Annotated in this window: 4 protein-coding genes, 2 tRNA genes and 3 rRNA genes; 2 read left to right on the top strand and 7 right to left on the bottom strand. The window is 53.6% G+C overall.

The annotated features are described in order from the left end of the window. The first annotated feature begins 161 nt into the window (after positions 1-161). Positions 162-2,147: a PhoX family protein gene (locus tag K4O48_RS08685; RefSeq protein ID WP_222911613.1), complete on the top strand. Its 1,986-nt coding sequence runs from the start codon at positions 162-164 to the stop codon at positions 2,145-2,147. 33 nt (positions 2,148-2,180) lie between these two features. Here K4O48_RS08685 and K4O48_RS08680 read toward each other — a convergent pair whose 3' ends face one another. The 7 genes from K4O48_RS08680 to K4O48_RS08650 all read right to left on the bottom strand — a co-directional run bounded on the left by K4O48_RS08680 (position 2,181) and on the right by K4O48_RS08650 (position 10,263). Beyond that, positions 2,181-3,239 carry an AI-2E family transporter gene (locus K4O48_RS08680; RefSeq protein ID WP_222912044.1) on the bottom strand — a complete coding sequence of 353 codons (1,059 nt, stop codon included), beginning with the start codon at positions 3,237-3,239 and terminating at the stop codon, positions 2,181-2,183. Between the two features lie 122 nt (positions 3,240-3,361). Next, entirely contained in the window at positions 3,362-4,678 is a 1,317-nt protein-coding gene (locus tag K4O48_RS08675; RefSeq protein WP_222911612.1) for a Na+/H+ antiporter family protein, read from the bottom strand. Positions 4,679-5,039: 361 nt separating this feature from the next. Then, positions 5,040-5,155, bottom strand: a 5S ribosomal RNA gene (gene rrf / locus K4O48_RS08670). A 154-nt stretch (positions 5,156-5,309) separates the two neighbouring features. Continuing rightward, positions 5,310-8,200: ribosomal RNA gene (locus K4O48_RS08665) — 23S ribosomal RNA — on the bottom strand. Between the two features lie 252 nt (positions 8,201-8,452). After that, a tRNA-Ala gene (locus K4O48_RS08660) sits at positions 8,453-8,528 on the bottom strand. A gap of 30 nt (positions 8,529-8,558) precedes the next feature. Continuing rightward, a tRNA-Ile gene (locus K4O48_RS08655) sits at positions 8,559-8,635 on the bottom strand. Between the two features lie 91 nt (positions 8,636-8,726). After that, positions 8,727-10,263, bottom strand: a 16S ribosomal RNA gene (locus K4O48_RS08650). Together the 16S, 23S and 5S rRNA genes with 2 tRNA genes alongside form the textbook arrangement of a ribosomal RNA operon. Before the next feature lie 684 nt (positions 10,264-10,947). Here K4O48_RS08650 and K4O48_RS08645 point away from each other — a divergent pair. Next, positions 10,948-12,279, top strand: coding sequence for a TRZ/ATZ family hydrolase (locus K4O48_RS08645; protein WP_222911611.1), 1,332 nt, complete (start codon positions 10,948-10,950; stop codon positions 12,277-12,279). Positions 12,280-12,403: the final 124 nt, after the last annotated feature.

Here is a 12,403-nt window from a genome sequence, read left to right as displayed (position 1 = left end):
CGACCCGGACGGTTGGTGTAGAAGAAACCTCGGCATAGCCCGGGGTTTCTTTTTGCCAAAAAACAAACGAACCGCCTGTCACGTATTACAAGATTGTCATTAAGCTGTCGCAACCCCAGCTTAGCGTCACAGTCCCGTCGATTACCTCATGGAGCTGCGTCGTGAATGACGATAACCAGAACATACTGTTCGGCAATGGCGATGAACTGCGAAGCAATCATTCCGCCAACCCTCATATAGACGAAGTGATCAGTGTCGGTCGGCGCAAGGTGCTGGCTGGCGGGGCGGCGCTTGGGGCGCTTGCATTCCTTGGCGGTATACCTTCCGTTGGCGCTGCCGAAACTGCTAGCGCGAGTAGTGGCCCTGCCTACACGCTTCGCAACCGCCTGCCATTCGGAGCAGTGAGTGTAACTAGAGCAGACGCCGTCACCGTCCCGCCCGGTTATTCAGCAAAAACGTTCATCCCTTGGGGCACGCCAATCTCCGGAAGCTACCCCGCGTATCTCGAAGATGCGAGCAATAGCGCGGAAGACCAGGCCCAGCAAACCGGCATGCATCACGATGGCATGCACTTCTTCCCCATGGACGCTAAGTTCAAGGCGCGAAAGAGTGACCATGGTCTGCTCGCGGTAAATCACGAATATATTGATGCACCTCTTTTGCATCGACACGGGCCTTCGGTAATGGACGGCAAACGTAGCGACGCGGATGAGGTGCGCAAAGAAATTAATGCGCATGGCGTCTCGATTGTAGAGATCCGCCGCAATGTCCGCGGAGATTGGGCTGTATTGCCTTCAGCCCGCAACCGGCGGATTACCGGAGCAACACCCATGCAGATCGCAGGTCCGGCCCGGGGGCATGATCTGATGAAGACTCGGTATAGCCCTAGCGGTACTTCTGCTCGAGGGACTCTGAACAACTGCTCGAATGGCTATACCCCGTGGGGAACCTATCTGACCTGCGAGGAAAACTGGGCTGGCTATTTCGCGACCCGCGACGCAGAACTTCCTCGCCACTTGGAGCGCTACGGCCTTCGCTCAACGAGCCGCTATGGCTGGGAAACGATCCAGGGAGATGAATTCCAGCGTTTCGATGCGACTGCAACAGCAGAAGATGCCCGGGCCGACTATCGTAACGAACCTAATACCTTCGGCTGGATTGTTGAGATCGATCCGTTCGACCCTGACTCAACCCCAGTGAAGCGCACCGCGCTGGGTCGCTTCGCCCATGAAGGTTTGGTATTCGCTCCCACCAAGCCCGGTTGGCCAGTTGTCTGCTATTCGGGCGATGACTCACAGAACGAGTACATCTATAAGTACGTCAGTCGAGACAAGTATCGCCCCCAACGCAGCGACGCCAGTTTACTTGATGAGGGCATTCTTTATGTTGCTCGCTTCAATCCAGATGGCAGTGGAGACTGGTTACCACTGGATATTGACGATGCTGGCTTCCAGCGGGCTTGCGCCGCCGCGAACATTACGTTCGCAAACCAGGGCGACGTACTGATCAACACTCGTCTTGCGGCAGATATCGTCGGAGCAACCAAGATGGATCGCCCAGAATGGGGCGCAGTGCATCCCGATACCGGAGAAGTGTATTTCACGCTGACCAACAACAGCGCACGCCAGAACTCAGATGCAGCGAATCCCCGCGGGCCGAATCCTTACGGGCATATCATCCGCTGGCGTGAAGCTGGACGTAACAACATCGGCAACACATTCCTATGGGATCTCTACCTGCTTGCCGGGCCACAGACCGATAGCCGAGACCCAAAAGGCGCTCAGTTGAAAGAAGAGAATATCCTGGCTAGCCCGGATGGCCTCTGGTTCGACCCTGAAGGACGGCTTTGGATACAGACAGACATGAGCGGAAGTCAACTGAGCACCGGCCCGTTCGGCAATAACCAAATGTTGGTATCGGACCCCAGAACCGGAGAAACCAAGCGATTTTTGGTTGGCCCGCGAGGGGCAGAAGTGACGGGAATCACCGCGACCCCTGACTTTCGAACGCTGTTCGTCAATATTCAGCACCCTGGCGAGGGATCAACACCGACAGACTACACCAGCGTATGGCCTGACGGCCCCGGCCGTAGGCCGCGCTCAGCAACGGTGATTATCAGCCGTGACGACGGCGGACGGGTCCTATAAAGGTAAGGTGCGCCCGGTAAAACCCGGGCGCACCTAGATTGGCGATTTGCCCTCAGGTGCAGTAAATAGGCCCCAGGTCGATATGAATAACGCGGCGATGAGCGGACCAATTACAAACCCATTCAACCCAAACAGGGCAAGTCCACCCAATGTCGAGATCAATACGAGATAATCCGGCATTTTTGTATCTTTGCCGACGAGGATGGGCCGCAAGACATTATCGACCAACCCAATAACCAAGACCCCGTAGAGCGTAAGAATAACGCTCTGAACAATCATTCCTTTCAAAAGAAAATAGATCGCCACCGGCGTCCATATCAGCCCTGCGCCAATGGCCGGGAGCAGTGACAAGAACGCCATGAGCACGCCCCAGAGCAACGCCGCAGGAATACCCAAAACGGCAAATATTACCCCGCCTAGAAAACCTTGAGTCGCAGCCACCACGATATTGCCTTTAACCGTGGCACGGACGACACGGGTGAATTTGCTGAACAGTCTCCTCTTCTGGTTGTCGCTGAGCGGCAGTGCACGCCTGATTCGAACAACCAAGTCTCGCCCGTCGCGAATGAGGAAGAACAGCAGATAAAGCATGACAAAAAAGCTGACCAGAAATTGAAAAGTACCCTGGCCGAAGCTGAACGCTTTCGTTGCTAGAAACTGGCTGCCCTCTAACGCCCCTCCCGCAAGCCGCTCGCGTATCTGATCAGCGTCGCCGAGACCGAATCGCTGTAACTGCAGCTGCAAGGAGGCAGGCAACAGGTCCTTCGTGTTTCCAACAAAGCTACCCACATCTAGCTCACCGCTTTCGATCTGTTTATAGAGCGAAGTGCCCTCTTGAACTAACAGACCTGCAATCAGGATAACGGGCAGTACGGCAACAACAAGGCAGACTAATAACGTGATTAATGCGGTCAGATTTCGCCTGTTACCAAGACGGGTGAAAAGGCGGCGCTGAAGCGGGGCAAAAATAATCGCAAGTATGACGGCCCAGAAAACGGCGCCGTAGAAGGGAAACAATATCCAGCCGAAAGCTATCGTCACGACAAGCAGCAGAGCAAGGAAAACTTTCTGCTCGAGAGTTGAATTCACAATCTGCATCCTATCGCTGCGGTTGTATCTATTAGTCAGCGATTGTCGTTAGGAGTGCTGGGTGGAGCCATTTACGGGGATAGCAAAATCGAGGCGCCGGCATTGGGACGGCGCCCCCCTGGGCTCTACAGCGTCATCGCCGCAACCCAGCCAAACACCAAAAGAGGCAGGTTGTAATGCAGAAAGGTCGGAACCACGGTATCCCAGATGTGGTTGTGCTGACCATCGGCATTCAACCCGGCAGTCGGGCCTAGGGTCGAATCCGACGCGGGCGAGCCCGCATCGCCCAACGCACCTGCCGTGCCCACAAGACTGACAATAGCCAATGGACTGAATCCGAGCTCTAGCCCGAGTGGGACGAAAATTGCGGCGATGATTGGAACTGTGGAGAACGATGATCCAATGCCAATGGTGACCAACAACCCAACCAACAGCATCATCAAAGCGCCGATAGCTTTGCTGTTTCCGATGAAGGCAGCAGATGCATCAACGAGAGATTTGACTTCGCCAGTTTCACGCATGACTTCTGCGAACCCTGCGGCCGCAATCATGATGAAGCCGATCATCGCCATCATCTTCATGCCTTCGGTGAACAAGTCGTCGGCTTCCTTCCAACGCACCACCCCAGAGACCGAAAAAATGACAAAACCTACCAGCGCGCCGATGATCATCGAGTCCAGCCAGAGCTGCACAACAAACGCGGCAGCCACTGCCAACGCCGCGACCAGCAAAGTAAGCGGGCTGTAACTGATATTTGTCGTTTGCGATTGATCTAGCTTCTCAAGATCGTAAGTGCGAGGTTTGCGATAGGTAAAGATAGCGACTAGCAAACCCACAGCCATTCCAAGGGCCGGGATCAACATGGCTTGGCTTACATTGATCCCCGCAATATCAGCGCCGCTTTTGGCAACGTTAGCCAAAAGGATTTCCTTCAAAAAAATGCTGCCAAAGCCGACAGGTAGGAACATGTAAGGGGTCACTAAACCGAATGCCAACACACAGGCAATCAATCGCCGGTCGATTTGCAACCTGCTCAGCACGTACAACAGGGGCGGAACAAGGAGTGGGATAAATGCGATATGGATTGGAAGGATATTTTGTGACGACACAGCTACTGCAAGGAGTAGCCCGATCATCAGCCACTTTACAGAACCGCCAGCCTGGGATTCTTGCCTACCTACCATGGCTAGCGCACGGTCTGCCAGCGCATGGGCCAACCCACTCTTTCCGATCGCGACCGCGAAGGCACCTAGCAACGCGTAGGAAAGCGCAACCGTTGCGCCGCCGCCAAGCCCTTTGTTGAAGGCGGCAAGGCTTCCTTCCAGCCCCAATCCACCTATGGCACCTCCGGCTATTGCTCCGGCAATCAATGCCACAACGACATGGACCCTGCAAAGGCTGAGAATCAACATGATGCCAACTGCCGCCACTACTGCATTCATTTTCAACTCCCCGAAGCGGCGATTGCCGATAAAAAGCCGGGTACTTTGCCCCAAGCTTCATGGAGTGTCAAAGACATAGGTATGGCAATCTCGTCATAACGCTCGGAGAGAACTTACTGATAGGCAGTGCTTCGTAGAGCGGTGGATTATGTAAGCAAGACCGTTGCGCTAATCCAAAAAGCACGTACTGATAGAGCCTTCATTGCGTTGCGTCATCTGCAGACTGCCAAAACTGCAGCGCAATGGGCTGACCTAGATTAACTACGCAGTCAGTACCAATTCAGCCCGTTGGCAGTGTCTTTTCCGCTGCGCAAAGACAAACCCCCGGTACTCTTACGAGTATCGGGGGTTTGGTGTAGAAGCTTGACGATGACCTACTCTCACATGGGGAGACCCCACACTACCATCGGCGATGTGTCGTTTCACTACTGAGTTCGGGATGGGATCAGGTGGTTCCAACGCTCTATGGTCGTCAAGCAATTCGGTTGGGGAGTCGGTGTTGAGTCGCTTCCCCTAATTGGGTATGTGATGGTGTTTCGGTATTGCTGTCGCTTGCGAGCGATGCGTCTTTTCGGTTTGTTTGTCGACTTCAACCGTCTGACACACAAACATCAAATTGTTTGGGTGTTATATGGTCAAGCCTCACGGGCAATTAGTATTGGTTAGCTCAACGCCTCACAGCGCTTACACACCCAACCTATCAACGTCGTAGTCTTCGACGGCCCTTCAGGGAGCTCAAGGCTCCAGTGAGATCTCATCTTGAGGCAAGTTTCCCGCTTAGATGCTTTCAGCGGTTATCTCTTCCGAACATAGCTACCCGGCAATGCCACTGGCGTGACAACCGGAACACCAGAGGTTCGTCCACTCCGGTCCTCTCGTACTAGGAGCAGCCCCTCTCAAATCTCAAACGTCCACGGCAGATAGGGACCGAACTGTCTCACGACGTTCTAAACCCAGCTCGCGTACCACTTTAAATGGCGAACAGCCATACCCTTGGGACCGGCTTCAGCCCCAGGATGTGATGAGCCGACATCGAGGTGCCAAACACCGCCGTCGATATGAACTCTTGGGCGGTATCAGCCTGTTATCCCCGGAGTACCTTTTATCCGTTGAGCGATGGCCCTTCCATACAGAACCACCGGATCACTAAGACCTACTTTCGTACCTGCTCGACGTGTCTGTCTCGCAGTCAAGCGCGCTTTTGCCTTTATACTCTACGACCGATTTCCGACCGGTCTGAGCGCACCTTCGTACTCCTCCGTTACTCTTTAGGAGGAGACCGCCCCAGTCAAACTACCCACCATACACTGTCCTCGATCCGGATAACGGACCAGAGTTAGAACCTCAAAGTTGCCAGGGTGGTATTTCAAGGTTGGCTCCACGCGAACTGGCGTCCACGCTTCAAAGCCTCCCACCTATCCTACACAAGCAAATTCAAAGTCCAGTGCAAAGCTATAGTAAAGGTTCACGGGGTCTTTCCGTCTAGCCGCGGATACACTGCATCTTCACAGCGATTTCAATTTCACTGAGTCTCGGGTGGAGACAGCGCCGCCATCGTTACGCCATTCGTGCAGGTCGGAACTTACCCGACAAGGAATTTCGCTACCTTAGGACCGTTATAGTTACGGCCGCCGTTTACCGGGGCTTCGATCAAGAGCTTCGCTTGCGCTAACCCCATCAATTAACCTTCCGGCACCGGGCAGGCGTCACACCCTATACGTCCACTTTCGTGTTTGCAGAGTGCTGTGTTTTTAATAAACAGTCGCAGCGGCCTGGTATCTTCGACCGGCATGAGCTTACGGGGTAAACCCTTCACCCTCACCGGCGCACCTTCTCCCGAAGTTACGGTGCCATTTTGCCTAGTTCCTTCACCCGAGTTCTCTCAAGCGCCTTGGTATTCTCTACCCAACCACCTGTGTCGGTTTGGGGTACGGTTCCTAGTTACCTGAAGCTTAGAGGCTTTTCCTGGAAGCATGGCATCAACCACTTCTCCTTCTAAAAGAAGGATCGTCATCAGTTCTCGGCATTAAGATCCCGGATTTACCTAAGATCTCTGCCTACCACCTTAAACTTGGACAACCAACGCCAAGCTGGCCTAGCCTTCTCCGTCCCCCCATCGCAGTAACTAGAAGTACGGGAATATTAACCCGTTTCCCATCGACTACGCTCTTCAGCCTCGCCTTAGGGACCGACTCACCCTGCGTCGATTAACGTTGCGCAGGAACCCTTGGTCTTTCGGCGTGGGAGTTTTTCACTCCCATTGTCGTTACTCATGTCAGCATTCGCACTTCTGATACCTCCAGCAAGCTTCTCAACTCACCTTCACAGGCTTACAGAACGCTCCTCTACCGCTCATCTTACGATGAACCCGTAGCTTCGGTACCTGGTTTGAGCCCCGTTACATCTTCCGCGCAGGCCGACTCGACTAGTGAGCTATTACGCTTTCTTTAAAGGGTGGCTGCTTCTAAGCCAACCTCCTAGCTGTCTGAGCCTTCCCACATCGTTTCCCACTTAACCAGGATTTTGGGACCTTAGCTGACGGTCTGGGTTGTTTCCCTTTTCACGACGGACGTTAGCACCCGCCGTGTGTCTCCCGTGCTGACACTTGCTGGTATTCGGAGTTTGCATCGGTTTGGTAAGTCGGGATGACCCCCTAGCCGAAACAGTGCTCTACCCCCAGCAGTGATACACGAGGCGCTACCTAAATAGCTTTCGAGGAGAACCAGCTATCTCCGAGCTTGATTAGCCTTTCACTCCGATCCACAGGTCATCCGCTAACTTTTCAACGGTAGTCGGTTCGGTCCTCCAGTTAGTGTTACCCAACCTTCAACCTGCCCATGGATAGATCGCCCGGTTTCGGGTCTATTCCCAGCGACTAGACGCCCTATTAAGACTCGCTTTCGCTACGCCTCCCCTATTCGGTTAAGCTCGCCACTGAAAATAAGTCGCTGACCCATTATACAAAAGGTACGCAGTCACCTAACAAAGTAGGCTCCCACTGCTTGTACGCATACGGTTTCAGGATCTATTTCACTCCCCTCTCCGGGGTTCTTTTCGCCTTTCCCTCACGGTACTAGTTCACTATCGGTCAGTCAGTAGTATTTAGCCTTGGAGGATGGTCCCCCCATATTCAGACAAAGTTTCTCGTGCTCCGTCCTACTCGATTTCACTTCTAAGACCTTTTCGCGTACAGGGCTATCACCCACTATGGCCGCACTTTCCAGAGCGTTCCGCTAAAATCAAAGAAGCTTAAGGGCTAGTCCCCGTTCGCTCGCCACTACTAAGGGAATCTCGGTTGATTTCTTTTCCTCAGGGTACTTAGATGTTTCAGTTCCCCTGGTTCGCCTCACACACCTATGTATTCAGTGTGTGATAACCATCTTATGATGGCTGGGTTCCCCCATTCAGACATCTCCGGATCACAGTCTGTTTGCCGACTCCCCGAAGCTTTTCGCAGGCTACCACGTCTTTCATCGCCTCTGACTGCCAAGGCATCCACCGTATGCGCTTCTTCACTTGACCATATAACCCCAAGCAATCTGGTTACTGTCTATAACGTGAAGACGACATTCGCCGAAAATCCGCATTTTGCTCTCTCGAGCATCTCGCAAATTTTACCTTGACTTGAATAATCACCAGTGAAAGTGACCACTCAAATCTACTTCTATCACATACCCAAATTTTTAAAGAACAGTTACTGGCGCAAAGACCAGAAATCAATACACTCCCTAAGGAATACATTCATTTCTGTGCTTTCAGCGATTATCGAGTTAATGGTGGAGCCAAGCGGGATCGAACCGCTGACCTCCTGCGTGCAAAGCAGGCGCTCTCCCAGCTGAGCTATGGCCCCATCTACAGATCGGCCACATCCCATGACAATTGGTGGGTCTGGGCAGATTCGAACTGCCGACCTCACCCTTATCAGGGGTGCGCTCTAACCAACTGAGCTACAGACCCAATCGTCTCTCTCGGGTCGAAACCCAATCGCTTTTCGCTAGTGAATCAAGCAATTCGTGTGGGAACTTATGAAGAAGCTGAAGTCTTCGATTAAGGAGGTGATCCAGCCGCAGGTTCCCCTACGGCTACCTTGTTACGACTTCACCCCAGTCATGAATCACTCCGTGGTAACCGTCCTCCCGAAGGTTAGACTAGCTACTTCTGGAGCAACCCACTCCCATGGTGTGACGGGCGGTGTGTACAAGGCCCGGGAACGTATTCACCGTGACATTCTGATTCACGATTACTAGCGATTCCGACTTCACGCAGTCGAGTTGCAGACTGCGATCCGGACTACGATCGGTTTTATGGGATTAGCTCCACCTCGCGGCTTGGCAACCCTTTGTACCGACCATTGTAGCACGTGTGTAGCCCAGGCCGTAAGGGCCATGATGACTTGACGTCATCCCCACCTTCCTCCGGTTTGTCACCGGCAGTCTCCTTAGAGTGCCCACCATAACGTGCTGGTAACTAAGGACAAGGGTTGCGCTCGTTACGGGACTTAACCCAACATCTCACGACACGAGCTGACGACAGCCATGCAGCACCTGTGTCAGAGTTCCCGAAGGCACCAATCCATCTCTGGAAAGTTCTCTGCATGTCAAGGCCTGGTAAGGTTCTTCGCGTTGCTTCGAATTAAACCACATGCTCCACCGCTTGTGCGGGCCCCCGTCAATTCATTTGAGTTTTAACCTTGCGGCCGTACTCCCCAGGCGGTCGACTTAATGCGTTAGCTGCGCCACTAAGATCTCAAGGATCCCAACGGCTAGTCGACATCGTTTACGGCGTGGACTACCAGGGTATCTAATCCTGTTTGCTCCCCACGCTTTCGCACCTCAGTGTCAGTATTAGCCCAGGTGGTCGCCTTCGCCACTGGTGTTCCTTCCTATATCTACGCATTTCACCGCTACACAGGAAATTCCACCACCCTCTGCCATACTCTAGCTTGCCAGTTTTGGATGCAGTTCCCAGGTTGAGCCCGGGGCTTTCACATCCAACTTAACAAACCACCTACGCGCGCTTTACGCCCAGTAATTCCGATTAACGCTTGCACCCTTCGTATTACCGCGGCTGCTGGCACGAAGTTAGCCGGTGCTTATTCTGTCGGTAACGTCAAAACACTAACGTATTAGGTTAATGCCCTTCCTCCCAACTTAAAGTGCTTTACAATCCGAAGACCTTCTTCACACACGCGGCATGGCTGGATCAGGCTTTCGCCCATTGTCCAATATTCCCCACTGCTGCCTCCCGTAGGAGTCTGGACCGTGTCTCAGTTCCAGTGTGACTGATCATCCTCTCAGACCAGTTACGGATCGTCGCCTTGGTGAGCCATTACCTCACCAACTAGCTAATCCGACCTAGGCTCATCTGATAGCGCAAGGCCCGAAGGTCCCCTGCTTTCTCCCGTAGGACGTATGCGGTATTAGCGTTCCTTTCGAAACGTTGTCCCCCACTATCAGGCAGATTCCTAGGCATTACTCACCCGTCCGCCGCTGAATCAGAGAGCAAGCTCTCTTCATCCGCTCGACTTGCATGTGTTAGGCCTGCCGCCAGCGTTCAATCTGAGCCATGATCAAACTCTTCAGTTCAATACTGCATGGGTTTTGACAAAACCCTAAACTTGGCTCAGCAATCGCAATCTCTTCCAAAGGTCACCCTCAAGAAGAGCACTCAATGATTTCTCGTTGAGTACATTGTGATGCTGATAATCTTGCTGACTACCAGTCTTACCTCACAAGCACCCACACGAATTGCTTGATTCAGTTGTTAAAGAGCGTTTCGATCAAGTCTTTCGTCTCAACCGAGGCCGCGCATTCTACAGCAGCCTTGTGTCTCGTCAAGCTGTTTTTGAAGAAGTTTTTCTTTCTTCTCAACCGCTTGCGCTTGCGATCAACCTAGCGTCTCTCGTCAGCGGGAGGCGAATCATACAGCGTCCAAAACCGCTGTCAACCACCTCCGATCAACCTGACCGAAGCCACCAACAGCGCGAAACCGCCACCCTGTCAGCCCGGCGCATTCTACTCGAATTCGCCACCCGTGCAAGCCTTTAGTTTCGCTAACTTCTTGATTTACAAGAGGTTTCGCTAAAGGCCTGCGCCGGAGAAGGTGCGCATTATAGGGGCTCAGAACGTCACGTCAATGGTTGGTTTCGGTTTTTCTTGAAGTAATTTGCCAGCCCTATCCAGGTATTGATCTCAGCGTTTCTTCTTGCTTTCTTCAAACCCCGCTCAACAGGCTTTACACTGCGCCTCTCCACCTAGGCCATGCTTAACATGTCGCAGACGATCAATGATCCACTCGACCTACTCTTACTTCCCACCTGGCTCGTCCCAATCGAGCCGGCCGGTATCGTTCTACGCGATCACGCATTAGGCGTTCGCGCAGGGCGCATTGTATTGATAGCTCCTCGCTCGGAAGCAGATCAATACAATGCGCGGGAGACACTGGATCTAACGGGGATGCTATTAGCTCCAGGCCTCGTCAATGCACATGGCCATGCCGCGATGACCTTGTTCCGTGGATTAGCCGATGATTTGCCACTGACGACGTGGTTACGTGAGCACATATGGCCCGCGGAAAGCAGATGGGTCGATGAAGCCTTCGTGCAGGCTGGCAGCGAGCTGGCTATAGCAGAGCAGCTACAAAGCGGAATCACCTGTTTCTCGGACATGTACTTCTTTCCCGAGGTCGTTAGCCAGCTTGTACATAAGCATGGCATCCGGGCTCAGATAACAATTCCGGTGATGGATTTTCCGATCCCGGGAGCACGCGACGCCGATGAGGCGCTTCGTAAAGGCGTAGCGCTGTTTGATGACCTCAAACACCACCCGCGTCTTAGCATCGCCTTCGGCCCTCACGCTCCCTATTCAGTTGCAGACGACAAGCTGGAAAGCATTCGTACGCTCGTCGCGGAGATGGATATCGGCATTCATATGCACGTCCATGAAACAGCACACGAGGTCGAGGAAGCGCTTAGCAAGTATGGCGAACGTCCATTGGCTCGCCTGGCCCGTCTGCAACTGCTAGGCCCCCGCTTCCAAGCGGTGCATATGACACAGGTAAGTGATGAAGACATTTCCCTACTGGTAGAACACAACTGCAGCGTTATTCATTGCCCTGAATCCAACCTGAAACTCGCAAGCGGTTTCTGCCCGGTAGAGCGTCTGTGGGAGGCAGGTGTCAACATCGCCATAGGGACAGACGGCGCAGCAAGCAACAACGACCTCGACCTGCTGGGCGAGACTCGCACTGCCGCCCTTCTTGCTAAAGCTGTTGCCGGCTCGGCAACCGCACTCAGCGCCCACCGCGCTCTACGCATGGCTACCCTCAACGGCGCTCGCGCCTTAGGGTTGGAGGATCAGACGGGATCGTTGGAGGTCGGGAAACTTGCCGACATGGTCGCGTTTGATTTATCACGCCTTGCGCAACAGCCCATCTACGACCCTGTCTCGCAGCTTATATACTCGAGCGGCCGGGACTGCGTGCGGCATGTGTGGGTGGGCGGCAAGCAGCTGCTCAATGATCGCCGCTTGTCCCGCATGGACGAAGAGCGGCTCGTTGTCACCGCGAGGGAGTGGGGAGATAAGATCGGCTATAAGCAATGAGCAGGGCGTCCTTAAGTCATCGCGCTGCGACAAACTGACGTATACGAAGCGCTTCACTGGAGCGCCCTCGCCTGAAGGAAGCTGGCACCATGCGCGTTGTGCATGTTGAGCTTCTCCCTCAAGC

Source organism: Pseudomonas sp. DNDY-54 (genome assembly GCF_019880365.1).
In the GTDB taxonomy this organism is placed as follows: domain Bacteria; phylum Pseudomonadota; class Gammaproteobacteria; order Pseudomonadales; family Pseudomonadaceae; genus Stutzerimonas; species Stutzerimonas stutzeri_P.
This window is presented reverse-complemented; position numbering and strand designations above follow the sequence as displayed.

What these genes read in the sequence shown, in the direction of transcription:
- K4O48_RS08675 (WP_222911612.1), bottom strand. Translation starts at nt 4,678, where the DNA reads ATGAATGCAGTAGTGGCGGCAGTTGGCATCATGTTGATTCTCAGCCTT.
- K4O48_RS08645 (WP_222911611.1), top strand. Translation starts at nt 10,948, where the DNA reads ATGTCGCAGACGATCAATGATCCACTCGACCTACTCTTACTTCCCACC.